This window comes from Streptomyces sp. NPDC059909 (assembly GCF_042730885.1).
GTDB lineage: Bacteria > Actinomycetota > Actinomycetes > Streptomycetales > Streptomycetaceae > Streptomyces.
In genome coordinates, this window is the sequence record NZ_JBHWKX010000020.1 from 1 (window position 1) to 25683 (window position 25683).

Here is a 25683-nt window from a genome sequence, read left to right on the forward strand (position 1 = left end):
GGTTGGGCGGAGGGGGGGTGGTTGACAAGGGGGGGAGGGGGGGGGGGGGGGGAGGTCCTTTTGGGGGGTTCCCGGGGGTTTTTTTCCCCCCCCCGCGGGGCACGCCCCACGTCCCTTCCGACCGACTCCTGGAGTACGACGTGGCTCACCTTCCCGGCCGCCGTGGCAGGCGCGCGCTGACGCGCCTGGCCACGGCGGCGATCACGACCCTTCTCGCGGGTTCGATCGGGGCGCCGCACGCGCTCGCGACCCCTTCCGCCGGCCCGGCGCCCGCCTCGTCGCCCTCGTCTGCCTCATCGGCCGTTGCGGCCGCCCCGACGTCGGGGACGGTGCCGCCGCAGGCCCCGCAGTTCCCGCTGACCGCGGTAGACGGGCCGGGCGACGTCCATGTGTACTGGCCGGACGGGCGAGGCGGCCTCAAGCCCCGCGAGTTCGTCCTCGGCGGCTGGCAGACCCACCGGGCGGCCACGCATGTCGACCACGACCGGGACGGTCTCGCCGAGGGCGCCTACGGGCAGCGGGCGGACGGCCGGCTCTTCTATGTGACGGAGGCGGGCGAGCGGCTGCTGGAGGGCCGGTGGGGCCAGTACGACCAGCTGCTCTCCCCCGGCGACCTCGGCGGCACGCCGGAGGCCGAGGTCGTCGCCCGTGACCCGCGCGGAGTGCTGTGGCTCTTCTCCGCCCGCGCCGACGCCACGCTGCGGCCGCGCATCGAGGTGGGGCCCGGCTGGAACGCGTACACGCAGATCGCCGGTCTGGGCGATCTGACCGGTGACCTTGCACCGGATGTCGTCGCCCGTGACAGGACGGGGATGCTGTGGCTGTACGAAGGCACCGGCGATCTGGAGAAGCCGTTCTCACGGCGCGTCGGCATCGGGTGGGGCTGGAACCGTTACAACCTGCTGACCTCGATCGGCGATCTCGACCGGGACGGACACAGCGACCTGCTGGCCCGTGACCGGGCCGGGGCCCTCTGGCTCCACAAGGGCACGGGCAGGGCGGAGGCGCCGTTCGCGCACAGGACCCGGGTCGGCGACAGCGCCCACTGGAACCAGTACCGTCTGCTGTTCTGACGATCCGTGTCCTGACGACCCGTGCCCTGACGACCTCTTCGCCGGTGAGCGACGTGGGGCCTCTCCGACCGGCTCGGCTGTCCGGGTCCGGGCCTCACTCGACCGGCGAGCGCCCGGTCGCCCGCAGGTCGGCAGCGGCTTACGTTCCGAAGCGTGGAACTCACCATCGCACCCGGGGACGGTCTCGTCGACGAGGTCCCGGACCTCGTCGTCCAGGGGCTCGGCGCGCACGAGGAAGTGACCGTACGGATCGATGTGACCGACGCCGCCGGGAGGGCCTGGCGGTCCGTCAACCGCTACCGCGCGGATGCCGGGGGTGTCGCCGGCACGGCCAGGAACGCGCCCATCGCGGGTTCCTACACGGGGGTGGACCCGACGGGTCCGTGGTGGTCGATGACGTGTGTGCGGCGCGATCTGCCGCCCGTCGCCTTCTCGGCGCCGGACGACCAGCTGATCTGGACCGTCCGCTGCGCGGCCGACGCGGCACGCCAGGTCCGGCGGACCGTCGTGCGCCGCTGGCGTGCGCGGCGGATCACGCGGACGGAGACGGTGGACGAAGGGCTGCGGGTCGTCGAGTTCGCCCCGCGCGCGATCGACACCGGGCCGCCGCCGGTGGTCGTGCTGATCCCGGGCTCCACCGGCGTGGAGGCCGTGGCCCCGACGGCCGCGCTGCTGGCGTCCCGCTGCGGCTTCACCACCCTGGTGCTCGGATACCTGGGCGGGGAGTGGCAGCCCGCCACGCTGAGGGACATCCCGCTCGAACGCCTCGTGCGGGCGGTCGGCGCAGTGGCGACCGGCCGCCGCGTCGGTGTGGTCGCCTACTCGGTGGGTACGGGCGGGGCGCTGGCGGCTCTCGCCCTGGCGCGGATTCCCGTGCGGGCGGTCGTGGCCGTCGCGCCGACGCATGTCGTCTGGCAGGCTCCGGGCCCGGGCTGTCCGCCGCCGAAGACCTCGGCGTGGACGTACAAGGGCGCGCCCATGCCGTACGTGCCCGTGAGGAGCCGGCTGCTGCTGCCGCAGATCGCCGGTCGTGCCGTGCTGCGGCGGCTGCCCGGCGGCCGGGCCCGCTCCACCGCACTGCGGATGCGGCCCGCCTACGCGGCCGGCCTCAGGGACACGGCCGCGGTGGAGAACGCGCTGATCCCGGTGGAGGACATCACGGCCCCGCTGATGGCGGTCGCCGGGACCGAGGACGCTGTGTGGCCCGCCGCCGCCATGGCCCGCGCGCTCATCGAGCGCCGCCGTACCGTGCCCGCCGAGGACGTGCTGCTGATCCACCCGGGCGCGGGGCATTTCCTGCGCCCGCCGCTGGTCCCGACGACCGTCGACCGCACGGCGGACCTCGTCTCGGGCGGCACTCCTCAGGCCAACGCCCTGGCGCAGAGCGAGACCTGGGCCGCGATGACACGGTTCCTGGAGCGTCATCTCCAGGCAGCTTCGCCATGAGGTGACGTACGACCGTGCCCGAGCGCGCACCGGCCGCCCCGGCCGCCCCGGCCCCGCGCGACCGTACCCGACCGGAGCGGGCACCGGATGTCGGGTGCGACAGGGTGGGCCTTCCCTAGCGTGAGTGGCCGGAAGGGAAGGAGGCCGGGGGTTGCTGGAGCGGCTGAACCAGGCGATGGAGTACATCGAGCGCCATCTCGACGAGCAGATCGACGTGTCCGTGCTCGCGCGGATCGCCGTCACATCGGAATACCACATGCGACGGATCTTCTCCGCGCTCGCCGGGATGCCGCTCTCCGAGTACATCCGCCGCAGGCGGCTCACGCTCGCGGGCGCCGAGGTGCTCGCCGGGGAGCGGACGCTGCTCGACATCGCGGTGCGCCACGGCTACGGCTCAGGTGAGGCGTTCGCGCGTGCGTTCCGCGCCATGCACGGCGTCGGGCCCGCCGAGGCCAGGCGGACCGGTGCGGCGCTGCACTCCCAGCCCCGGATGTCCTTCCGTCTCATCGTCGAAGGGAGCAGCAGCATGCGGTACCGGATCGTGCAGAAGGACGAGTTCCGGGTCGTCGGGAGGAAGGCCCGGGTCCCCCTCGTCCACGAGGGGATGAACCCGGAGATCGTCTCGTTCGTCCGGGGCATCGGCCGGGAGACCCTGGAGCGCATGGAGGCGCTGTCCGACCAGGAGCCGCGCGGGATCGTCGCCGTGAGCGACAATCTTGCCGACAGCCGTGCGGAGGGCACCGAGCTCGACTACTACCACGGTGTCGTGACCGGCGCCGAGGCTCCGGACGACATGGCGGAGCTGACCGTACCGGCCGGCGCCTGGGCGGTCTTCGAGCACTCGGGGCCGTTCCCGGAGACGCTCCAGTACCTGTGGCGGGACGTCTTCACGCAGTGGTTCCCGTCCAACCCCTTCCGGAGCAGGCCCGGCCCCGAGATCCTGCGCACCCGGCTCTCCCCGGACGCGACGGAGGCGGACGCGGAGCTGTGGATCCCGGTGGAGCGGACCACGGCGGGCCCGGCCACGCCGCGCTGACCCGCGGCAGGCGGACCACGGCGGGCTGAGCGACGACAAGGGCCGCACCCCCGGTGACCGGGGGTGCGGCCCTTCGCGTGTGCGCGTCGCCGCTTACTTGCGGATCAGGCTCCGCAGCACGTACTGCATGATGCCGCCGTTGCGGTAGTAGTCCGCCTCACCGGGGGTGTCGATGCGGACGACCGCGTCGAACTCCACACCGGTGTCGGTGGTGACCTTGACCGTACGCGGCGTGGTGCCCTCGTTGAGCTCTGTGACGCCGCTGATGGAGAAGGTCTCCTCACCGGTCAGACCGAGGGACTGGGCCGAGGCGCCCTCCGGGAACTGCAGCGGCAGGACGCCCATGCCGATGAGGTTCGAGCGGTGGATGCGCTCGTACGACTCGGCGATGACGGCCTTGACGCCGAGCAGCGCGGTGCCCTTGGCCGCCCAGTCGCGGGACGAGCCGGAGCCGTACTCCTTGCCGGCCAGGACGACCAGCGGGATGCCCTGCTCGATGTAGTTGCGCGAGGCGTCGTAGATGAAGGAGACCGGCGCGCCGTCCTGCGTGAAGTCGCGGGTGTAGCCGCCCTCGGTGCCCGGCGCGATCTGGTTGCGCAGGCGGATGTTGGCGAACGTGCCGCGGATCATGACCTCGTGGTTGCCCCGGCGCGAGCCGTAGGAGTTGAAGTCACGACGCTCCACACCGTGCTCGGTGAGGTACTTGCCGGCGGGGGTGTCGGCCTTGATCGCACCGGCCGGGGAGATGTGGTCGGTGGTGACCGAGTCGCCGAGCTTGGCGAGCACGCGGGCACCGGTGATGTCGGTGACCGGGGTCGTGTCCATCGTCATGCCCTCGAAGTACGGGGGCTTGCGGACGTAGGTGGACTGCGGGTCCCACTCGAAGGTGTTGCCGGTCGGGATCGGCAGCGACTGCCACTGGGCGTCACCGGCGAAGACGTCCTGGTAGGACGTGGAGAACATGTCCTCGCCGATGGCGTTGGCGACGACCTCGTTGACCTCGGCCTCGGACGGCCAGATGTCCTGCAGGTGGACCGGGTTGCCGTCCTGGTCGATGCCGAGCGCGTCCTTGGTGATGTCCACCTTCATGGAGCCCGCGATGGCGTAGGCGACGACCAGCGGCGGGGAGGCCAGGTAGTTCATCTTGACGTCGGGGTTGATCCGGCCCTCGAAGTTGCGGTTGCCGGAGAGCACGGACGTCACGGCCAGGTCGTGCTCGTTGACCGCCTTGGAGACCTCCTCCGGCAGGGGGCCGGAGTTGCCGATGCAGGTGGTGCAGCCGTACCCGACGAGGTTGAAGCCCATCTTGTCGAGGTACGGGGTGAGGCCGGCGCGGTCGTAGTAGTCCATGACGACCTTGGAGCCCGGGGCGAGGGTGGTCTTGACCCACGGCTTGCGGGTCAGGCCCTTCTCCACGGCCTTCTTCGCGACGAGCGCGGCGGCGACCATGACGTACGGGTTCGAGGTGTTGGTGCAGGAGGTGATCGCGGCGACCGTCACGGCGCCGTGGTCGATCTCGTACGTCGACCCGTCGGGAGCGGTGACGAGGCTCGGGCGGGTCGGCACACCGTTGTGCTCGGCCGGGGCGTCGGAGGCCGGGAAGGACTCCTTGCCCGCCTCGTCGTCGTCCTCGACATAGTTGCGGACGTCCTGCGCGAACTGCTCGGCGGCGTTGGCGAGGACGATGCGGTCCTGCGGGCGCTTCGGGCCGGCGATCGACGGGACGACGGTCGACAGGTCCAGCTCGAGCTTCTCGGAGAAGTCGGGCTCGGCGGACGGGTCCAGCCAGAGGCCCTGCTCCTTGGCGTACGCCTCGACGAGCGCGACCTGCTGCTCGCTGCGGCCGGTCAGCTTCAGGTAGTTCAGGGTCTCGCCGTCGATCGGGAAGATCGCGGCGGTGGAGCCGAACTCCGGCGACATGTTGCCGATGGTGGCGCGGTTCGCGAGGGAGGTGGCGGCGACGCCCTCACCGTAGAACTCGACGAACTTGCCGACGACACCGTGCTTGCGCAGCATCTCGGTGATGGTCAGCACGAGGTCGGTGGCGGTGGTGCCGGGCTGCAGCTCACCGGTCAGCTTGAAGCCGACGACGCGCGGGATGAGCATCGAGACCGGCTGGCCGAGCATGGCGGCCTCGGCCTCGATACCGCCGACGCCCCAGCCCAGCACGCCGAGGCCGTTGACCATGGTGGTGTGCGAGTCGGTGCCGACGAGGGTGTCGGGGTACGCCTGACCGCCCCGGACCATGACGGTGCGGGCCAGGTGCTCGATGTTGACCTGGTGGACGATGCCGGTGCCGGGCGGGACGACCTTGAACTCGTCGAAGGCGGTCTGGCCCCAGCGCAGGAACTGGTAGCGCTCCTTGTTGCGGCCGTACTCCAGCTCCACGTTCTGCGCGAAGGAGTCCGGGGTGCCGAACTTGTCGGCGATGACGGAGTGGTCGATGACCAGCTCGGCGGGGGCGAGGGGGTTGATCTTCGCCGGGTCGCCGCCGAGCTCCTTGACGGCCTCACGCATGGTGGCGAGGTCCACCACGCAGGGCACGCCGGTGAAGTCCTGCATGATCACGCGGGCCGGCGTGAACTGGATCTCCTGGCTCGGCTGCGCCTGCGAGTCCCAGCCGCCGAGGGCCCGGATGTGGTCGGCGGTGATGTTCGCGCCGTCCTCGGTGCGGAGCAGGTTCTCCAGCAGGACCTTGAGGCTGTAAGGGAGGCGCGCGGAGCCCTCGACCTTGTCCAGCCGGAAGATCTCGTACGACTCGTCGCCCACGCGCAGTGTGCTGCGGGCGTCGAAGCTGTTCGCCGACACGACAGTCTCCTTCATCAATGTGCGCGTACTGACCGCATCCTGCCGCCTGCGTGTCTCAGCAATCCGCTAAGGTAAGGCTTAGTTAGGTCACCCTTAGTGAATGACCTCGGCGGAAGGTGTTGCGGCTCGCCTTCTGCAGATATCTCGATGTCGAGATAACTCTAGTACATGACCGCGGAGCGGTCATGTCCGGACACGGGTGACGGGGGTCGCAGCGCCCGGCGGCACGCACCCCGCACACCCCACCCGTCGGCACGCACCCACCGGCACGCATCCGCTGACACACACGTCCGATTTGCCCGAGTTAGGGCAATGATGGACCATCAAAACGGAGCATCACCCGAACAGTCCACCCCATTGGGCGGCTCATCTCATATCTGAGATAGCCTGCCGCCATGGCAGACGACTACCTCGTACGCATCGGCAAGCTCATCCGTGACGCCCGTCAGCATCGGGGCTGGACACAGACGCAGCTCGCCGAGGCACTCGGCACCAGCCAGAGCGCCGTCAACCGTATCGAGCGCGGCAATCAGAACATCAGCCTTGAGATGATCGCCCGCATCGGTGAGGCGCTCGACAGCGAGATCGTGTCGCTCGGCTATGCCGGGCCCATGCATCTGCGGGTCGTCGGCGGACGCCGGCTCTCCGGGGCCATCGACGTCAAGACGAGCAAGAACGCCTGTGTCGCGCTGCTCTGCGCCTCACTGCTCAACAAGGGCCGTACGGTCCTGCGCCGCGTCGCCCGCATCGAGGAGGTCTACCGCCTGCTGGAGGTCCTCAACTCCATCGGCGTCCGCACCCGTTGGATCAACGACGGCACGGACCTCGAGATCGTCCCGCCCGCCACGCTCGGCATGGACGCCATCGACGCCGACGCGGCACGCCGGACGCGGTCGATCATCATGTTCCTCGGCCCGCTGCTGCACCGGATGGACCGCTTCCGGCTGCCGTACGCCGGCGGCTGCGACCTCGGCACGCGGACGATCGAGCCGCACATGATCGCCCTGCGCCGCTTCGGCCTGGACATCACCGCGACCGAGGGCCTCTACCACGCCGTCGTCGAGCGGTCGACCACGCCGAGCCGCCCGATCGTGCTGACCGAGCGCGGCGACACGGTGACCGAGAACGCCCTGCTGGCCGCCGCCCGGCACGACGGCGTCACCGTCATCCGCAACGCCTCCTCCAACTACATGGTCCAGGACCTGTGCTTCTTCCTGGAGGCGCTCGGCGTACGCGTCGAGGGGATCGGCACGACGACCCTGACCGTGCACGGTGTGGCGACCATCGACGTGGACGTCGACTACTCCCCCTCCGAGGACCCGGTCGAGGCGATGAGCCTGCTCGCCGCCGCCGTCGTCACCGAGTCCCAGCTGACGATCCGCCGGGTGCCGATCGAGTTCCTGGAGATCGAGCTCGCCGTGCTCGAGGAGATGGGCCTCGACCACGACCGCACGGCCGAGTACAACGCCGACAACGGCCGCACCCGGCTGGTGGACCTGACGGTGCGCCCCTCCAAGCTGGAGGCCCCGATCGACAAGATCCACCCGATGCCGTTCCCCGGCCTGAACATCGACAACGTGCCGTTCTTCGCGGCCATCGCGGCCGTCGCCCAGGGCAAGACCCTCATCCACGACTGGGTCTACGACAACCGCGCGATCTATCTCACCGACCTCAACCGCCTCGGCGGCCGGCTCCAGCTCCTCGACCCCCACCGCGTCCTGGTCGAGGGCCCCACCCGCTGGCGCGCCGCCGAAATGATGTGCCCGCCGGCCCTGCGCCCGGCCGTGGTCGTCCTGCTGGCGATGATGGCGGCGGAGGGCACGTCGGTGCTGCGCAATGTGTACGTCATCAACCGCGGCTACGAGGATCTGGCGGAGCGGCTGAACTCGGTGGGCGCGCAGATCGAGATCTTCCGCGACATCTGACGTTTACACAGGTCAGGAGGGCTTTTCTCCGTCCTGGGCCGTCTGTGGGCCGTCGGCCGTGTCACCGCCCTGGCGGAAGACGCGGTCGACGGCCGGCGGGAGCCTCGTCGCCTTCTGCCGCCTTCCGGTGCGACGCGTATGGGCGTATCTGCGCTTCATCCATTCGGTCCTCGCGGCGCGTGCATCGGACCGGGCGACGTGATGCTGACAGAGTGACAGTCGCGGACCTGACGGGAGCCGGCCATGGCAGACCAGAGATGGGCAGCTCGCCCCCACCCCGCGACCGCTGAGCTACTGCCGGAGTTGGACCTCCCCGAGCCCGGCCGGCAGCGCCGCTGGACCGTGCTGCTGCGCTGGCTCCTGCTGGTCCCCCAATTCATCGCCGTGTTCTTTCTGGGGATCGCGGCATTCTTCGTCATGGTCGTGGGCTGGTTCGCCGCCCTGTTCACAGGACGGCTGCCCGAATCGATCGCCTCGTTCCTGTCCGGCTACCTCGTCTACGCGACCCGCGTCAACGCCTCCGCCACGCTGCTGGTCGACGCCTACCCGCCGTTCGCCTTCCACGCGCCCGGCCACCCCGTCCAGGTCCAGGTCCACCCCGGCGAGCTCAACCGCCTGGCCGTCCTGTTCCGCATCATCCTGGTCATCCCCGCCGCCATCGTGGAATACCTGGCGACAGCCGGCTGGTACGTGATCTGCTTGATCTTCTGGCTCCTGGTGCTGATCCTCGGCCGGATGCCGCGCCCGGTGTTCGAGGCAACCGCTGCCACGGCCCGCTACGCGATGCGCGTGAGCGCCTACGTGATGATGCTGACCGCTGCCTACCCCAAGCACCTGTTCGGCGACGAAGCCCGCCCCGCCGAGCAACCCCGCTCGGCCACCCGCCCGCTGCTGCTCTCCGGCGCGGGCAAGGCCTTGGTGGTCGTGTTCTTGGTCCTCGGAGCCCTGCACTGGATCTTCTCGGCGAGCAGCAGCACCACCATGAACCACGGCACCAGCTCACAGCGGGCGCTCAAAGCATCGGCCGAACTCACTGTCGGCTGACCCGGCGCACGACCCGAGCCCGGCCGGATCCACAAGACACCCTCTGGCTAGGCCGGTCCGGCGCAGCGGAGGTGGTCCGCCGCGACGGGGGCACCTTCGGCGACGTTGCGGTCGTAGGTGACGGTCTTGACCACGACGGGCTCGGAGCCGACGGCGACGTCGAGGACGGCGTCGTGCCGGGAGACTGCTCGCAGGTGTGATCCGGGCAGGGCGGCGGCCAGCGTGGACGCCTCCGCCTCTCGCCCCGCGGGATAGGTGATGAGAGGGGGACCGGCGGGCCGTACCGAAGGGGCGGATGCCGAGGTGTCCGTGACGACGAACTTGTTGCGCCGCAGGGCCTCCGCGACGGTGGGGTCGTCGACCCGCACGTCGATGCCCGCGGGATTGGCCTCGGCGCGTGTTTCGGGCACAGGCAGGATGCGGATGTCACCGGTGATCGGGAGGTCGGAGCGCAGAGCGTTCCACAGGGCCCGGGAGCGGTCCTCGTGCCAGATGAGCGTGGAGCCCACGCCGGGCACGCGATGGTCGAAGTCCGTGATCGGAACCGTGGCGAACTCCGTCCGGTCCGCGGACAGCCGGCCCAGTGACCAGCCGATGCCGACGAGGTCGCCCAGGCCCGTCCGCTCGTCCGTGCGGACGGTCTTGAGCAGCCGGCGCACCGTGTGCGCCGTGCTCACAGGATCGGCAAGTGCGCCCTGGACGGTCAGACGGGCCAGCATGTCGGCGAGCATGCGCTGCTGGCGGCGGACTCGGCCCAGGTCTCCTGGACGGTTGATGTGCCGGGCCCGGGCGTAGCGCAGCGCTCCGTTCCCGTCGAGACGGTGGGTCCCCGCGGTGATGTCGAGGCCGGAGTTCTCGTCCTTGAGCGGCTTGTCCGTGCACACGGTCGCGCCGCCCAGATTGTTGACGGCCTGCTCGAAGCCGGTGAAGCCGGTCTCGAGGTAGTGGTCGATGTGCAGGCCCGTGACCTTCTCGACGGTGCGTACGGCCAGCGGTCCCCGGCCGATCTTGAACGCGCCGTTGATCTTGCCGCTGCGCGGTGGCGCGGTGGCGCCGTCGGCCGAGGCGTACTCGACGTAACTGTCCCGGGGGATGGAGACGATACTCGCGCGCCGGCGGTCCTCGGACAGGTGCACGAGCATCATCACGTCGGTGCAGTCGCATCCTTGGCCACCCACGTGGAGACGCCGCTTCTCGGCTGCGGACAGCCCGGCGCGGCTGTCGATGCCGACAATCAGGATGTTCGTGCCGCGGCTGCTGTCCTGGCCGGCCGGTTCCTTCACGGCGGAGACGGCCTGTGTGCCCACCCAGGGCCAGGAGGCCAGGCCGGCCAGCAGGGCCAGGCCGATAGTAAGACGACGCATCACAATCCCCACAAAAGTACTCAATTGGGCAAATGTGATGTTATCGATTGCGGAGGGGAGGGCTTGTCATCACGCGCCGATGGGCGCGCCATCATCCCTGTAGTAGTCACCCACATTCTCCCGCGCGGATCTCGCGCTCCCCGCCGGTCCCTGCGCGAATGCTCTTAGGACGTTTGCCGTCACGGTGCGGGTGAAGTGCCCGGCGCGCCCGTCCAGCCCGTGGTTCACCCCGCTTCGCCCCGGCCCGGTCGCCTTCAGCGCTTCGACCCAGCGCATGGTGCCGGTGGCGAAGAGGCCCGCCCCGCCAGGCGGTGAGCAGTACGTCATGTCGGCGTACGAGGGGCGCCCTTTGCACACCACGGGCGAGTGCGTCAGGATCTCGATCGGACGAGGCGTGGCGTGAGCGGTGTTCACCCGGTCGTACTCGACGCCCACCAAGTGGGGGAAGCAATCGCCCGGCCGCACACCGGTGCCTTCCATGAGCCAGTGGCCCGGGCAGGACACCACCAGCGGAGCGTCCACCGGGTAGCCGTCGTAGAGAACCCCGTGCAGCGCGCTCTCCGGGTCGGGGGCAGGCCGGCGCCGGTAGTCGTTGGTCGGCGGCGATCCACGCCCGAGGCCGGGGTCGTCGGCGTAGTCGTCCTTGTAGCAGACCACGAGCCGGTCCGCGCCCCGGCCGGACGGCTCGAAACGGATGCGGCGGTAGCAGCAGTTGGCGCCGAGGACAGCCAGGTTCATCCCGCGATCGCGAGCCGAGGTCACGTTCTGGCGCTGCTCCGGACTCCAGTACTCGTCGTGCCCGAGCGACAGCATGGCCACGGCCCCTTCGAGGAGCCGCGGCTCGCGGGCCACGTCCACTCCCGTGGCGTAGGCGAGGGGCAGCCCCAGGCGTTCCGCCAGCGTGACGAGCGGTGCCTCGTAGACGAGGTACTGTCCGGCGCCGTGCCCACTGGCATAGGGGCGGTCGAAGGACACCGCGAGCGAGCGCGAGCTCTTCCTGCCGTCGGTGCCCCTGTAGAGGTCGATGCCGCCCCACCGGTTGTAAGCCTGCCAGGTGGCGACCGAATTGACCACGAGCATCCGGCCGGCCGTCGAGGAGGACCGGATGGTCAACGGTACATACCGCTGGCCGCGCCCGTCCTCGGCGTCGAGCCGCAGCAGGTAGCAGCCCTCCGGCCAGCCGGAGGTGTCCACTTCCGCAGTGCGCTGCCAGTTGCAGTACACCGTTCTCGTCCCGCCGTCGATCAGTGCGGAAGGCTGGAGCTTTCCCGGGAGACTGCCCGAGCGCCATACGAGACGAGCCGTCGCTCCGCCGTACCACCCCATCCTGTAGGCCGAGACGGTGTACGTCGCGGCCGTCGTCGAGACACGCAGCGCCACGGATTCACCCGGACGCACACTGACCCGCTCGGCGAAGCCCTCGACGGCGTGGGCCGAACCCGCACGGACGATCCGCCAGTCGGCGTTTCCCGGGCGGGCGTTCTCGGCCCGGACATCGAGCCCGCACCCCTGCGGCGCCTTCCCGGAAGGCACACCGCGGCCACCACCCTGCACCGAAGCCTGCAGGGCACCGGGCCATCGCACTGCCGAGGCGAACACGGCTGCCGTCACCCCCAGCATCCGTCGGCGCTCAGGGAACTGCCGGTCTGCCCCGCAGGCATCGCCCCGGTGAGCCATCACAACCCCTCGGTCCGTCGGTCCTGTGCGCCTCCTTTGTAGGCGAGCCGGGCCCGCATCCCGTGCATGCCGGCTCCGGCGCGCCCGCGCACCGGCCGGTTCCGCGACACCTGATACGCGCAGACCCCGTCAGCCCGAGGGCAACGCCTGTTCCGTCCAGATGGACTTGCCCTCGCGGCTGTACCGCGTCCCCCACCGCAACACGAGCTGGGCCACGATGAACAGTCCGCGGCCGCCTTCGTCGTCGTCGCCGCTGTGTCGCAGGTGGGGGGCGGTGTGGCCTGCGTCCGCGACTTCGCAGACGAGGGTGCGGTCGCGGATGAGGCGCAGGTGGAGCGGACCCTCGGCGTATCTGACCGCGTTCGTGACCAGCTCGCTGGCGATCAGCTCGGTGGAGAACACGAGCTCGTCCAGGCCCCATTCGCTCAGCCGGCGAGCGACCAGCTCCCGTGCGCGGCCGGCGGCGACCGGCTCCGCCGGCAGGTCCCAGGCGGCGACCCTGCGGGTGTCGAGTTCGCGGGTGCGGACCAGGAGGAGAGCCGTGTCGTCGGTGGTCGTGCTTCCGGGGAGGAGTTCTGAGATGACGCGGTCGCAGTGGTCCTCCAGCGAGCTCGACTCCTCGCTGAGGACCTTTCCCAGGGTTTCCAGGCCCTTGTCGATGTCCCGGTCGCGCGCCTCGACCAGCCCGTCCGTGAAGAGGGCCATCAGACTGCCCACCGGCAGTTCGACCTCGAGGGACTCGAAGGGCAGTCCGCCGAGGCCGAGCGGTGGACCGGCCGGCAGATCGGGGAAGCAGACGCGGCCGCCCGGTTCCACGACCGCGGGCGGCAGGTGACCCGCGCGGGCCATGGTGCAGCGCCGGGAAACGGGGTCGTACACCGCGTAGAGGCAGGTGGCCCCGGCCGCGACATCGTCGTTCTCGGTGAAGGTGCCGGAGCCGTCCACGTCGTCCTCCGCCGACTGTCCCACGAGGTCGTCGAGCCGCTTGAGGAGTTCGTCAGGGGGGATGTCCAGGGGCGCCAGGGCGCGCACCGTCGTACGCAGCCGGCCCATGGTGGCCGCCGCGTGGAGCCCATGGCCCACCACGTCCCCGACGACGAGGCCGACACGCGTCCCGGACAGCGGGATCACGTCGAACCAGTCGCCGCCGACGCCGCTGAGAGCGTCCGTGGGCAGATAGCGATGGGCCACTTCGACCGCCGAGTTCGGCGGCAGGTACTGCGGCAGGAGCTGCCGCTGGAGAGCCAGGGCCGCAGCCCGCTCGCGCGTGTAGCGGCGCGCGTTGTCGATGGACACGGCAGCCCGGGTGACCAGTTCGTCCGCCACCCCGACGGCACGGCTGTCGAAGACCGCCGGCCCACTGCGGCGTACGAAGGTGACGAGGCCCAGCGCGCTGCCGCCGGCGCGCAGCGGCACGACCAGGGTGTCGTCCTCGAGTACGAGCCCGCCCGAGGCGAGGCTGCGGTGCTGCGGCGAGCCGTGCGCGTACTCGACCCGCTGCGACGGGCGGCTCTCCGCCTGCGCGGTGTCCGCCGTGCCGCCGGGGCCTGGTGCGGCCGAGCGGGAGGATGCGCGGATCAGTTCCGTAACCGCCGGGCCTGCGACGCCCGGCAATTCGCCCTCCAGCACCGCCGGAGCGAGGTCGACCTCGACGAAGTCGGCGAACTCGGGCACCGCCACCGCGGCCAGCTCGTCCGTCGTGGCGATCACGTCCAGCGTGGTGCCGACGCGACGGCCGGCCTCGACCAGCAGATTCAGCTGCCGCTGCGCCTCGTAGCGCTCGGTGATGTCGAACGCGTCCTCGCACACCCCGAAGACATGGCCGTCCGGATCCTGCAGCCGGTAGTACGAACAGGACCACAGGTGGTCCTTGCCGGGGTCGCTGGGTTGCTCTCCCCGGAAGTGCAGGTCGAGGATCGGCTCTCCGTTCTCCAGCACCTGGCGCATGACCGCGTCCAGGGTTTCCGGATAGCCCGGTGTCACGAATCTGCCTCTGGGGTACAGGTCGTCGGCCGGCCTGCCCCGCAGTTCCGCGAGCGGCCGGCCGAGCTCCTCCTCGGAGGCGGCGTTGCACCAGACGAGACGGAACTCGGTGTCGTAGATGGCGAAACCGAGGGGTGACTGGGTGGCCAGGCCCTGGAGCATGGCCAGCCGGGATTCCCATTCCCTGAGCGGCTCGAGGTCGGCCGCCAGGAGGACCCGCTGCGCCGGACCGGGTCCGGACAGGTGACATACCGCGGTGGCGAGTTGCAGACGGTGACCGTCGCGGTGGACGGCGGTGCGCACGTCCCGCTCCGGGAAGGGCAGGACCGACCCGGCGGCGATCCGCCCGGCCGATCCGGACGCGGGGGACGCGCGGGACGCAGGGGACTCGGCGGACGCGGCCGACGCGGCGGATCCGGCCGCGGACACGAGGAACGTGTCGACGGGGCGTCCGATGACCTCGGCCGGCCGGTATCCGAGCAGCTCCTGCGCCGCGGGGCTCCAGCCGATGACGACGTCGTGGCCGTCGAGCACGCAGGTGGCGGCTTTCGTCACGTCCAGCGGGCCACGGAAGTCGGCGTCCCCGGTCGCCTTCCTTGCGTAGCTCATGACGCCCTCACCGGCCTGCCTCATCAGGTCCAGAGTCCGCCCGATGCTGACCCTGCGCAAGCGATCGGACCGCTCGTGGGCCCGGGCTCGCGCCGCCGCCCCGCGACGGCGCATCTCGGCGCATCTCTGCACAACCTGCAGCATCATGGGACGGTGATCCATGTCCTTATCGCCGACGACAGCGAGATCGTCCGCCGTGGGCTGAGCGACATCGTCGAGTCGAGCGACGACATGCATGTCGTGGCCGAGGCCTGGGACGGGCGGAGCGCCGTGGATGCCGCGCGGCAGTTCAGTCCCGACGTCACCCTGCTCGACATCCGGATGCCGGGCATGGACGGGCTGGCCGCGACACGGGAAATGAGGGCGCTGCCGCGACCGCCCCGGGTGCTGATCCTCACGACGTTCAGCGCGGACGAGTACGTCGACGAGGCCGTCAGGGCAGGCGCCAGCGGTTTCCTCCTGAAGGACACGCCGCCGGAGGAGCTGCTGCGCGCCGTGCGTCAGGTGGCCGAGGGCAAGGCGGCCCTGGACCCGGCGGTGACCGGCCGGGTCCTGGACACGCTGGCGGGGCAGGCGTCGCAGGTCACGGAGGCCGAGAAGCAGGTCCTGGAGTCACTGACGGAGCGCGATCTCGAGGTGCTGAAGCTGATCGCCAGGGGACTGTCCAACGCCGATATCGGCGCCGCCCTCCACATCAGCGAGGGCACGGTCAAGGGCCAGGTCAGCCGGCTGCTGGCGAAGATCGGGGCGGACAACCGGGTGCAGGCCGCGCGGCTGGCCTACCGGGCGGGCCTGGAGCGCTGACGGGCGCTCAGGGTGCCCACGGAGACTGTTCGTCACGGGTGGGCGTCCGCTCAGGACGTTGCCGGCTTGTGCGGGATGAACGCGCCGATCCGGTAGCCGCCGTCGTACGGACCCGCCGAGAACGTGCCGTCGAGCAGCCCGACGCGCTCCGCCAGACCGATCAGACCGTTGCCGCCGCTCGGTGGCAGCGGCGGCGCGTCCGCCTCCCGGGCGCCATCGGCCCGGCCGTTGGTGACCTGCACCTCGACGCCGTCGAGCCGGCACTCGACCACGACGCCGACCGGCGCCCCGGGGGCGTGCTTGGCGGCGTTGGTGAGCCCTTCCTGGACGATGCGGTGGATGGCGCGCTGGACCGGGGCCGGCAGCGTCTCCGGGTGCCCGTCGATCCGAAGCGTCGCCCGACGGCCGAGCTGGGCCGAGCGCTCGACCAGCTTGTCGAGCTGCGAGGCGTCGGGCTGCGGGGCCCTGGCGGCGGGCCGGCCCCGGCGGTCCCGGGTGAGGACGCCGAGGACCTCGCGCAGTTCCTCCAGCGCCTGGTGGCCCTCGTCCCTGATCAGCTCGGCGGCCCGCGCGACCGCCGGGGCCGTCCGCGCCTCGGGGCCGACCTTCAGCGCACCGGCGGTGAGCACGATGTTGCCGACGCGATGGGCGACCACGTCGTGGAGCTCGCGGGCGATACGGGCGCGCTCGCCCACCTGGGCCCGCTCCACCAGCAGATGCCGCTCCCGCTCCAGCGCCTCGATCCTGGCCCGCGCCTCGACGGCCAGTTCGCGGCGTATGGCGACCGCGTACCCGACGACGAGCGGCCCCAGGATGAGCGCGAGGACGAACGCCCCGTACCGCAGGTCCTGGCCCGGCGGGCCGGCCAGCAGCGCCAGCACACCGGCCAGGCAGCCCGCCACGCCGAAGAGCACGAGGGTCCGGATGCGCCGGTAGTGCGCTCCGACCGTGTACATGGCGACACCCAGGGCCACCGGCGTAAAGCCGATCACGTATCCCACCATGACGAGGGCCGCCACCACGCCCGGAGCCCGCCTGCGCCACCACATCAGGGCGCCGACCGCACCCGACTCGGCCGCGACGACCCCGATCGGCTGTCCGGTGAGCAGGCCGTTCGGCGACTTGACCCAGGAGTCGGCGACTCCGGCGAGCACGACGACCACGGTGAGCAGGGCGTCCTGCTGCCGTGCCGACCAGCGTTTCCACCGGGTCACTGCGCCCTCACCACCTCGCGTGCAATGTCACACGTACGTGGAGCCCGTTCCGGAACCCGTTCGCGGAGCACCTCCGTGGAGCACCTTTGGGCCACTGTATGACTTTCGTCGTACCGGATCGCGACGATCGGCACGCCCTGGCGGGGTGCCGTGCCCCAAGACTGATCACAAGCTGCACGTGCTCTTTCACGTGGGTGTCGCCGCGTTCGCGGCAAGTGGTGTGCTCGCCGCGCACCTCTCCCGTATGGACCCCTGCGGCGGGCTCGTCCTCTCCTTCGCCGCCTCCGTGTCGGGCGGCACCCTGCGGGATCTGATCCTGGACCGTCACCCGCTGTACTGGACACACGACTGGGTGCTGCCGGCGGTCATCGGATCGTCGCCGTCGGGACCATGGCGTATCTGCACAGGTGGGAGCTGCCCCACCGGGCGCTGCTGATCGTCGACGCGCTCGGGCCGGCCGTGGTGACCGTCATCGGGGCGCGCGCCGCCGTCGACGCGCAGGTCACCGCGCTCGCGGTGATCGTCCTGGCGGTGCTCACCGGGGTGACGGGCGAGGTGGTGCGGGACGTGCTGTGCGGCCAGTTCCCCCCGCTGCTGCTGCGGGAGGAGGTGTACGCGACCGCCGCGCTCGCGGGTTCCGTGTGCTACCTGCTGCTGGACCGGGCGGGCGTTGGTGACGGCGTGGCCACCCACGTGGCGGCCGGCGTGGTGTTCGTCCTGCGGATGACCGCGATGTTCCGGCGGCTGAATCTGCCGACGTCGAGCCTGCAGCCGCCGCTCGAGCGCGACGAAAGTTACGCCGCAATGTGACGGACGACAGTCCTGAAACCGGCAAAAAGGGACGCTTTTGGCCCCTCCCGCGCCACCAGGCTGGAAGGAGTCCACGAGGTCGGCGGGATACCGCCCCGACGGACAGACCTTCCCGACTGTGATGCTTGGAGTGCACTCATGACCGGAAACGGCGCCGTCGCCATCCTGCCCCGCCACCCCCGCGCAGCCGCTCAGGCCCGGCGCGTCCTCGAAGAGGTCGCCCCCGCCGACTGCGCCGTCACCGAGACCGCGGCGCTGCTGCTGTCCGAGGTGGTGTCGAACGCCGTACGCCACGCCGAGGGTGCCTCCATCGAGATCGCCGTCGCCCGCGACGAGGCCGCAGGTGGCATCACCGGAGCCGTCTTCGACACCGAGCCGGGCATGGGCTGCGGCGCCCGGTCGGGCGACGAGCCGACGGACGAGATGGAGACCGGGCGCGGCCTGGACCTCCTGGAGGCGCTGGCCGAGTCCTGGGGCGTGGCGACGGTCGGCGACCGCGGCAAGTGGGTGTGGTTCCAGCTCGAGGCGGCGTGAGCGGCCCGAGCGGTGTGACGTACGGCGGTGACGCACTACTGCATACGGCTCCTGCGCACGGCTCCGGCGGGACAGGCTGCGTACGGCCGGCCCGACCGGATGCGCACGGACGGACGGACCGCGCCGCGACGCACCGGCGGCCTCAGCGCCGCCCCGGGCCCGCACCGCCCTTGAGGCGTTCGATGTCCGAGGGGCGTACCTGGACGACCAGGAGGGCGATGAGCGCCGCGATCCCCATGAAGACCGCTCCGACGGCGAAGGCCGTGGACACCCCGGCGGTGAGGACGTCCCGGGCCCCCAGCTGCTCTCTCGCCGCGTCGCCGGCCGCCGCGCCGAACACGGTGACCAGGATGGCCAGTCCGAGCGAGCCGCCGACCTGCTGATGGGCGCTGAGGAGCCCGGAGGCAGCGCCCGACTCACGGGCCGCGACGTTCGAGAGCGCGGTGAGCGTGAGCGAGACGAACTGCAGCCCCATCCCCAGGCTGAAGACCAGCAGCGGCCCCAGGATGCTGCCGAGATAGGTGGAATGGACCTCGATCCGGCTCAGCCAGGCGAGGCCCGTCGTCGCCAGCAGTGCCCCGGTCACCATGAACGGCTTGAGCCCGAACCTGGGCAGGAGCCTGGAGGCCGCCGCCGCGCCCACCGCGATGACCGTGCTGACCGGCAGGAAGGCGAAGCCCGTCTGCAGCGGGCTGAAGCCGAGGACGTTCTGGACGAAGAGCGTCAGGAAGAAGAACATGCCGAACATCGCGGCGGCGAGGCTCAGCATCATTCCGTAGGCCCCCGCACGGTTGCGGTCGGCGTACATGTGCAGCGGGGTGAGGGGCTGCCGGCAGCGGCGCTCGACGAGGACGAACACCGTGAGGATCGCGATCGAGGCGGCGAACGACGCGATGGTGACCCCGTCGCGCCAGCCGTCCTGCGCGGCCCGGATGAAGCCGTAGACGAGGAGCACCATGCCGGCCGTGGAGGTCAGCGCGCCGGTCAGGTCGAAGGTGCCGGGGTGGCGCTCGGACTCCCTGATCCGGCGCGGGGCGGCCGCGGCGATGAGCAGCCCGATCGGCACGTTCACGAAGAACACCCAGCGCCAGTCGAGCCATTGGACGAGGATGCCGCCCGTGAGCAGGCCGATCGCGCCGCCGGCCGCGGAGACGGCGGAGAAGACGCCGAAGGCCCTGCTGCGCTCCGGTCCTTCCCGGAAGGTCGTGCTGATCAGGGCGAGCGCGGTCGGGGAGGCCACGGCGGCGCCGGCACCCTGGAGCGCGCGGGCGGCCAGGAGCAGGGCGGCGTTCCTGGCGAGTCCGCCGAGGAGCGAGGCGCCGACGAAGAGCAGGACGCCGAGGACGAAGACGCGGCGTCGGCCGAGGATGTCGCCGACCGGCCGCCGAGCAGGAGCAGCCCGCCGAAGGTGAGCGTGTAGGCGCTGACCACCCACGACAGGTTGGTCGTGGAGAAGCCGAGAGACGTCTGGATGTGCGGCAGCGCGATGTTCACGATGGTGATGTCGAGCACCACCATGAGCTGGCACGACGCGATGACGAGCAGCGCGCTCCCGCTGCCGTCACCCCGCTCCGGGGTGATGGTCTGCGGTATCGGGGTCGGCTGCGGGCTGGTCATGGCGCATGCGCCCTCGGCGGACGGCCGAGGGCGAAGGGCGGTGGGACGGCGGGCGCCGTCCCCCATCCGACCGTAGGCCGGGGCCGAAGGCGCCGCCAGTCGATCAGGACGCCGGTCGATCAGGGCCCCGGTCGATCGGGGCGCCGGGCGAACTTCCGCGGACCTTCGGCCGCTTCGCGCCGTTCCGTCCTCCGTCCTCCGTCCTCCGTCCACGGCATGGCGGCCGTGCGAACGGTGCCGACCGGCATCGAGGGGGTGCCGACCGGTGCCGGGAAGGTCAGGACGCCTGCTTGCCCGCCCGCCACTCCGGCGCGAGCACCGACCAGACCTCCTCGTCGTGCCGCTTGCCCCGGTACAGGTAGCTCCCCCGCAGTACGCCTTCCTTCGTCATCCCGAGCCGCCGGGCCACGGCGATGCTGGGCTCGTTCTCCGACGAGACCCACCAGTCCACGCGGTGGATGCCCCGCTCCTCGACGGCCCAGTCGATGATCACGCGGGCGGCCCGGGTCACCAGCCCCCTGCCCACCGCCGACGGCTCCAGCCAGCAGCCCGCCTCGGCGGTGCCCTGCTCGACGTCCATCGTCCGGAGGATGACCGCGCCGACCAGCGTGCCGTCCGTCCGGATGCCGTGGATCCGCCCGGTGTCGGCCGCGGTCTTCTCCGCGTACGCCTGGAGGAACGCACGGCTCGACTCCAGGTCCGTGACGACGTCGGGCAGCGCGTTGTACTGCCCGATGAACTCCCGTCCCCGGTCGATGTGGGCCAGGAACTCCTCCGCCTGCCATGGTTCGAGCGGGCGCAGCTCGGCGCCGTCGTCGCCCAGGGATATCGCGTACATCGTTGCCCTCCACCGTCGGGATCACCGCGCACTGCGCAGGGATCCTCGCACGGGCGGCGTGCCGGCTGTCCCCGTGCTCCCCGGCTACTGCGCGATGAACGACCGCAGCGTCGCCGCGAGCCGTTCCGGCTGGTCCTCCGCGACCAGCGTGCGGCTGTCCTCGATCTCCACGAGCCGGCCCTGCGGCAGGAGTTCGGCGAGCCTGCGGCCGTGCGCCCGGGGCATCATCCGGTCCTCCGTCGCCCACACCACCAGCGCCGGCCTGTCGAACTTCCGCAGGCCTTCGACCGCTTCGAGCAGTTCCGTCCTCCGCACGGCGAGACCGTAGCGGCGGAAGTCGTTCCGGATCGCCTTGTCGTGGAGGAGCGGGTACAGCCAGCCGTCGACGATCTCGTCCGGGACGGGGTACTTGGTCAGCGCTCCGATGCCGACCGGGAGCCGTCGCAGGGGCTTGAGCGCCAGAGTGCGGGCCAGCACGGTGATGGCGCCGGGGATGCGGCAGGCCACGGAGATCATCTTGCCGGGCACGCCGGGCGGGTAGTTGTCGAACGCCTCGCAGGAGACGAGGACGAGCCTGGCGAGCCGTTCGGGGTGGCGGGCGGCGACGGTCTGGGCGCGGCCGCAGTCGTTCTCGACGAGCGTGACGTCGTTCAGGTCGAGCCGCTCGAGGAGCTCCGCGATGAGCTCGTTGACCGCGTCCGGGCCGAGCGGGACGTCAGGGCGCATGGGGGTGCGATGGGCGCCGTACGGCAGGGTCGGGGCGATACAGCGATGACCGGGGGCGAGTTCGGCGATCACCTTGCGCCAGACGGTCGCGTCGTGGACGAGTCCGTGGAGGAGGACGACAACGGGGCCGGGGCCGCCGGTGTCCTCGTACGCGACGGTTCCTGCGGAGAGTTCGATCTCGGGCATGGAGCCTCCTCGTTTCCCACGAAGGTAGCCGAGGGCCCGGCGGCCGGTGACGGGCCGGACGTCAGCGGTTGCCGGTCCCGGTCCGGTCCGTCGCGTCGGACGGCGGTGGACCGCCGGCCGCAGCGGCCGGCACCTCAGCGGCTGCCGAGCGTGCGCTTCGGGCGCGGCTCCACCGGCTCGTCCCTGGCCTGCGCCCACAGGGAACGGACATGGCCGAGATGGCGGGCCATGCACTCCTCGGCGGCCAGTTCGTCGCCGGCCACCATCAGATCGAGCAGCTCATGGTGCTCCTCGGCGGAGGCGACCAGCAGGCCGAGTTCATCGAGCCGCGTCAGGCCGTACAGCCGGGAGCGCTTGCGCAGGTCCCCGACGGTCTCGACCAGACGGTCGTTGCCGGCCAGGGCGAGCAGGCCGAGATGGAAGCGGCGGTCCGCGTCCAGGTATCCGATCAGATTGTGGTTCGTGGCGTGCTCCACGATCTCCTCGGCGACCGGCCGCAGCGCTTCCAGTTCGTCCTCCGTCGCGATCTGTGCGACCTGGCCGACGGTCGGCACCTCGATCAGCGCGCGGAGTTCGGTGTACTGGTCGAGGTCGCGCTCGCTGACCTCGGTGACCCGGAAGCCCTTGTTGCGGACGGGCTCGACCAGCCCCTCACGGGCGAGGTCCAGCATCGCCTCGCGCACCGGCGTGGCCGAGATCCCGAAGTCGGCCGCGAGGCCGGGAGCGGAGTACACCTGACCCGGGCGGAGTTCGCCCGCCACCAGCGCGGCACGCAGGGCGTGGGCGACCTGATCGCGCAGCCGCTCCTGAGCGGTGATCAGGCTGATCTGCTTCAGGTCCCCCATGGCGCTTCCTCCGAGAATTCCGTGGAGGGCAAGCGTACAATGTCACGTTGCGCTGCCCGGTTTCGTCATGGCCGCCCGGTGAACGGCTGCGGCCACGGCAAGATCCTCCCAGGCCATGCCCACGCTCTTGAAGAGCTGTGGACAACCTGCGGCCGCCACGGCCCGGCCCCTGACCAGCTCGGCGAGAGTGCCCGTGATGCGGTCCGGCCCGAAGGCCCCTTCCGTCGCCGGAATGATGAGATCACCGGCCTCGCGAAATGCGGCCGTCCGCGCCTCGACGTACACCGCCGAGCGGCGGACGAGCATGGTGTCGGTTTCCCGCGCGTCCGGTTCGTGCGAGCCGACCGCGATGACGGTGGCGTGGTCCGGTACCAGTCGGCCGTCGAACAGCGGCTCGCGTGCTGTGGTGCAGCACAGGACGAGATCGGCGTCCGCCACGTCACCGGGAGTCCCGGTACGGGCCTCGAGGCCGAGCTTCCGGGCATGGGCGACCAGCTCCTCGGCCGGCTCCCGACGTGGCGCGACCACCGTCACCCGGGTCAACGGCCGTTCCGCAAGGGCCGCTTCCAGGTGGCCGTACGCCTGCGGTCCGGCACCGAAGAGCACGGCGTGCCCGGCGTCCGGCGCCGCGAGATGCCTCAGGGCGACGGCCGAGACGGCGGGCGTGCGCAGGGCGGTCAGCGCCGCCCCGTCGAGCAGCGCGAGCGGGACAAGGGTCTCCCCGTCGAGGAGCAGATAGCTCCCGGTGATCCGGGGCAGCCCGCGCGCGGGGTTCCCCGGGGCGACGCCCGCGATCTTCACCCCGGCGTACGTCCCGGCCGCGGCGGGCATCAGCAGCAACTGCCCTGCCGGAACGGTGACATGGGTGCGCGGCGGGCAGCTCTCCGGGTCGAGGCCGTCCCGCAGCACCGCCTCGACGGCGTCGGCCGCGGCGGCCGGTGTCAGCAGCCGGGCGATGTCGGCGTCGTCGAGCCGGAGCGGGCCCTGGGAGGACGCGGTCACAGCAGGAATCCCGTCGCCAGGGTGTCGTGCGGTTCGCGCACGAAGGTGTGCTCGCCGGTGCGGTGCGCGGTGCCGGTGACCTCGGTGACGGTTCCCTCGTCCGTACGGGAGACCATGCGGCCGGTGAAGACCGTGCCGACGACCGACTCGTGGTGCAGGACCTCCCCGGGGCCCAGCCTGCCGTCCTCGGCCAGCAGGGCGAGGCGTGCGGAGGTGCCGGAGCCGCACGGCGAGCGGTCGATCTGGCCGTCGGCGAAGACGGTCACATTGACCTGGGCGGGTCCGGCGGCGGTGTCGGGCATTTCCTCGTGCAGTATCACACCGTAAACACCGGACAGCAGTGGGCTATCGGGATGCCAGGTGGCGGGATGACCGGCGAGGGCGGCGCGGATCTCCCGCCCCGCGCGGACGAGCTGGGGCAGCGAGGCGCGGTCCACGTCGAGGCCGAGCTGCGCGGCCGGCACGGAGGCGTAACAGGCCCCGGCGTGGGCGACATCCACGTCGGCGGTGCCGAAGCTGGTGGCGACGGGGACCTTGCGGGCCGTCACGCGGGCCGGGACGTTGCGGAAGGTGACGGCGGTGGTGCGGCCGTGTGCGCGGTGGACCGTGGCCCCGACCCGTCCGAAGGGCACGTCGACGCGGATCTGCACGGAGCCGTCGTCGGGCGCGGAGACGCGTCCGCTGTCGACCGCCCAGGCGCCGAGCGCGAGGGTGCCGTGTCCGCACGCGGTGGAGTAGCCGTCCTTGTGCCAGAACAGGACGCCGAAGTGGGCGCCGTCGTCGTCCGGCGGTACGACGAAGCCTCCGTACATGCCCGCGTGTCCGCGTGGTTCCTGGACGAGGAGCCGGCGGATGTCGTCGAGCGGGCCCGGGCGTGGCGCGGTGGCGGAGCCCCCGGCGCCGATGGCGCCGGCGCAGCGCTCCGCCACGGTGTCACCGGGGATGGGGGGCAGCCCGTCGGTGACGATGCGGAAGGGCTCACCGGCGGTGTGGTAGTCGGTGGTGCGGACGACAGCGGCGTCGGCCCGGGGAGTCGGCGCGGCCGTCGGCGCCGCGTCGGCCCGGGGAGTCGGCGCGGTGTCGGCCCGGGAAGTCGGCGCGGTGTCGGCCCGGGGCATTGGCGCGGTCACAGGAGGAAACCTCCGGGGAACGGGTCGGCCGGATCCAGGAAGTACTGCGCGGTGCCGGTGATCCAGGCACGGCCCGTGACGGTGGGGATGACGGCGGGCAGCCCGCCGACCGTGGTCTCCCCGACGAGGCGGCCGGTGAACTCCGTGCCGATGAAGGACTCGTTGACGAAGTCCCGGCCGACGGGAAGTTCACCGCGGGCATGGAGCTGGGCCATCCGGGCACTGGTGCCTGTGCCGCACGGGGAGCGGTCGAACCAGCCGGGGTGGATGGCCATGGCGTGCCGGGACCGTACGGCGTCCGAGCCCGGGGCGGCGAGGTAGACGTGCTTGACGCCGCCGATGCCGGGGTTCTCGGGATGGACGGGCCGGTCGGTGGCGTTGATGGCGTCCATGACGGCGAGTCCGGCGGCCAGCAGATCGCCTTTACGGGCGCGGTCGAAGGGCAGGCCGAGGGCGTCCAGGGAGACGAAGGCGTAGAAGTTGCCGCCGTACGCCATGTCATAGGTGACCGTGCCATGTCCCGGTACGTCGACCTTGCGGTCGAGCCCGAGGCAGAACGACGGCACGTTGGTGAGCGTGACCGATGTCGCCTCGCCGTCCTCGACCTGTACGTCCACGCTGACGAGCCCGGCGGGGGTGTCGAGGCGGACGGTGGTGACCGGTTCGGTGACGGGCACCATGCCGGTCTCGACAAGGACGGTGGCGACGCCGATGGTGCCGTGGCCGCACATGGGCAGCAGTCCGGACACCTCGATGTAGAGCACCCCGTAGTCGGCGTCCGGCCGGGTGGGCGGCTGCAGGATCGCGCCGCTCATGGCCGAGTGGCCGCGCGGTTCGTACATCAGCAGCGTGCGGATGTGGTCGAGGTGCTCGATGAAGTGCAGTCGGCGTTCGGCCATGGTGGCGCCCGGGATGACACCGACACCGCCGGTGATGACGCGGGTCGGCATGCCTTCGGTGTGCGAGTCGACGGCGTGGTAGACGTGGCGCGTGCGCATGGGGGTCCCCTTCT

The 25683-nt window shown here is 71.4% G+C and carries 20 protein-coding genes and 1 pseudogene; 9 read left to right on the forward strand and 12 right to left on the reverse strand.

Going from position 1 to position 25683, the window contains the following annotated elements; all coding sequences use genetic code 11:
* Nucleotides 1–140 precede the first annotated feature (140 nt).
* The 3 genes from ACFV9O_RS15970 (at nt 141) to ACFV9O_RS15980 (ending at nt 3555) form a co-directional block, all read left to right on the forward strand.
* Nucleotides 141–1073, forward strand: a complete 933-nt coding sequence (locus ACFV9O_RS15970; RefSeq protein ID WP_385417687.1) for an FG-GAP repeat domain-containing protein — start codon at nt 141–143, stop codon at nt 1071–1073.
* A gap of 153 nt (nt 1074–1226) precedes the next feature.
* Nucleotides 1227–2519, forward strand: a complete 1293-nt coding sequence (locus ACFV9O_RS15975; RefSeq protein WP_385417690.1) for an acyl-CoA thioesterase/bile acid-CoA:amino acid N-acyltransferase family protein — start codon at nt 1227–1229, stop codon at nt 2517–2519.
* 151 nt (nt 2520–2670) lie between these two features.
* Entirely contained in the window at nt 2671–3555 is an 885-nt protein-coding gene (locus tag ACFV9O_RS15980) for a GyrI-like domain-containing protein (protein ID WP_385417693.1), read from the forward strand.
* A 93-nt stretch (nt 3556–3648) separates the two neighbouring features.
* Here ACFV9O_RS15980 and acnA read toward each other — a convergent pair whose 3' ends face one another.
* Entirely contained in the window at nt 3649–6363 is a 2715-nt protein-coding gene (gene acnA / locus ACFV9O_RS15985; RefSeq protein ID WP_385417696.1) for an aconitate hydratase AcnA, read from the reverse strand.
* Nucleotides 6364–6758: 395 nt separating this feature from the next.
* Between acnA and ACFV9O_RS15990 the strand changes: the two genes are divergently transcribed.
* Both ACFV9O_RS15990 and ACFV9O_RS15995 read left to right on the forward strand, forming a co-directional pair.
* Complete coding sequence (locus tag ACFV9O_RS15990) at nt 6759–8288, forward strand: helix-turn-helix domain-containing protein (protein ID WP_385417699.1); 1530 nt, start codon at nt 6759–6761, stop codon at nt 8286–8288.
* A gap of 243 nt (nt 8289–8531) precedes the next feature.
* Nucleotides 8532–9332, forward strand: coding sequence for a DUF4389 domain-containing protein (locus ACFV9O_RS15995; RefSeq protein ID WP_385417702.1), 801 nt, complete (start codon nt 8532–8534; stop codon nt 9330–9332).
* 47 nt (nt 9333–9379) lie between these two features.
* On the opposite strand, the gene ACFV9O_RS16000 is transcribed toward ACFV9O_RS15995, so the two are convergent.
* The 3 genes from ACFV9O_RS16000 to ACFV9O_RS16010 form a co-directional block, all read right to left on the reverse strand.
* Nucleotides 9380–10696 carry an LCP family protein gene (locus ACFV9O_RS16000; RefSeq protein WP_385417704.1) on the reverse strand — a complete coding sequence of 439 codons (1317 nt, stop codon included), beginning with the start codon at nt 10694–10696 and terminating at the stop codon, nt 9380–9382.
* 69 nt (nt 10697–10765) lie between these two features.
* Entirely contained in the window at nt 10766–12229 is a 1464-nt protein-coding gene (locus ACFV9O_RS16005; protein ID WP_385417707.1) for a N,N-dimethylformamidase beta subunit family domain-containing protein, read from the reverse strand.
* 273 nt (nt 12230–12502) lie between these two features.
* Nucleotides 12503–14965, reverse strand: coding sequence for a SpoIIE family protein phosphatase (locus tag ACFV9O_RS16010; RefSeq protein ID WP_385417709.1), 2463 nt, complete (start codon nt 14963–14965; stop codon nt 12503–12505).
* A gap of 153 nt (nt 14966–15118) precedes the next feature.
* Here ACFV9O_RS16010 and ACFV9O_RS16015 point away from each other — a divergent pair, with 153 nt between their 5' ends.
* Nucleotides 15119–15769: a response regulator gene (locus ACFV9O_RS16015; protein WP_385417711.1), complete on the forward strand. Its 651-nt coding sequence runs from the start codon at nt 15119–15121 to the stop codon at nt 15767–15769.
* Nucleotides 15770–15819: 50 nt separating this feature from the next.
* Here the strand turns inward: ACFV9O_RS16015 and ACFV9O_RS16020 are convergent, their stop codons facing one another.
* Nucleotides 15820–16983, reverse strand: coding sequence for a sensor histidine kinase (locus ACFV9O_RS16020; protein WP_385417714.1), 1164 nt, complete (start codon nt 16981–16983; stop codon nt 15820–15822).
* A 178-nt stretch (nt 16984–17161) separates the two neighbouring features.
* Between ACFV9O_RS16020 and ACFV9O_RS16025 the strand changes: the two genes are divergently transcribed.
* The 3 genes from ACFV9O_RS16025 to ACFV9O_RS16035 all read left to right on the forward strand — a co-directional run bounded on the left by ACFV9O_RS16025 (nt 17162) and on the right by ACFV9O_RS16035 (nt 18327).
* Complete coding sequence (locus tag ACFV9O_RS16025; protein WP_385417717.1) at nt 17162–17419, forward strand: trimeric intracellular cation channel family protein; 258 nt, start codon at nt 17162–17164, stop codon at nt 17417–17419.
* Complete coding sequence (locus ACFV9O_RS16030; RefSeq protein WP_385417719.1) at nt 17374–17793, forward strand: TRIC cation channel family protein; 420 nt, start codon at nt 17374–17376, stop codon at nt 17791–17793. The genes ACFV9O_RS16025 and ACFV9O_RS16030 overlap by 46 nt, the downstream gene beginning before the upstream one ends.
* A 138-nt stretch (nt 17794–17931) precedes the next feature.
* Entirely contained in the window at nt 17932–18327 is a 396-nt protein-coding gene (locus ACFV9O_RS16035; RefSeq protein ID WP_385417722.1) for an ATP-binding protein, read from the forward strand.
* Nucleotides 18328–18469: 142 nt separating this feature from the next.
* Here the strand turns inward: ACFV9O_RS16035 and ACFV9O_RS16040 are convergent.
* From ACFV9O_RS16040 to ACFV9O_RS16070, 7 genes and pseudogenes are all read right to left on the reverse strand, one after another.
* Nucleotides 18470–19944: pseudogene (locus tag ACFV9O_RS16040) on the reverse strand (MFS transporter).
* Between the two features lie 277 nt (nt 19945–20221).
* The gene (locus ACFV9O_RS16045) at nt 20222–20782 is read right to left on the reverse strand and encodes a GNAT family N-acetyltransferase (RefSeq protein ID WP_385417724.1); all 561 of its coding nucleotides are present in this window, start codon (nt 20780–20782) and stop codon (nt 20222–20224) included.
* Nucleotides 20783–20866: 84 nt separating this feature from the next.
* Nucleotides 20867–21694, reverse strand: a complete 828-nt coding sequence (locus ACFV9O_RS16050) for an alpha/beta fold hydrolase (protein ID WP_385417726.1) — start codon at nt 21692–21694, stop codon at nt 20867–20869.
* A 134-nt stretch (nt 21695–21828) separates the two neighbouring features.
* Nucleotides 21829–22539, reverse strand: coding sequence for a GntR family transcriptional regulator (locus tag ACFV9O_RS16055; RefSeq protein WP_385417729.1), 711 nt, complete (start codon nt 22537–22539; stop codon nt 21829–21831).
* A gap of 42 nt (nt 22540–22581) precedes the next feature.
* Nucleotides 22582–23541: an ornithine cyclodeaminase family protein gene (locus ACFV9O_RS16060; protein WP_385417731.1), complete on the reverse strand. Its 960-nt coding sequence runs from the start codon at nt 23539–23541 to the stop codon at nt 22582–22584.
* Nucleotides 23538–24671: a proline racemase family protein gene (locus tag ACFV9O_RS16065; protein ID WP_385417734.1), complete on the reverse strand. Its 1134-nt coding sequence runs from the start codon at nt 24669–24671 to the stop codon at nt 23538–23540. Before ACFV9O_RS16065 ends, ACFV9O_RS16060 begins: the two co-directional genes overlap by 4 nt.
* A complete protein-coding gene (locus tag ACFV9O_RS16070) occupies nt 24668–25669 on the reverse strand; it encodes a proline racemase family protein (protein ID WP_385417737.1) in 1002 nt (333 codons plus the stop codon). Before ACFV9O_RS16070 ends, ACFV9O_RS16065 begins: the two co-directional genes overlap by 4 nt.
* Nucleotides 25670–25683 lie beyond the last annotated feature (14 nt).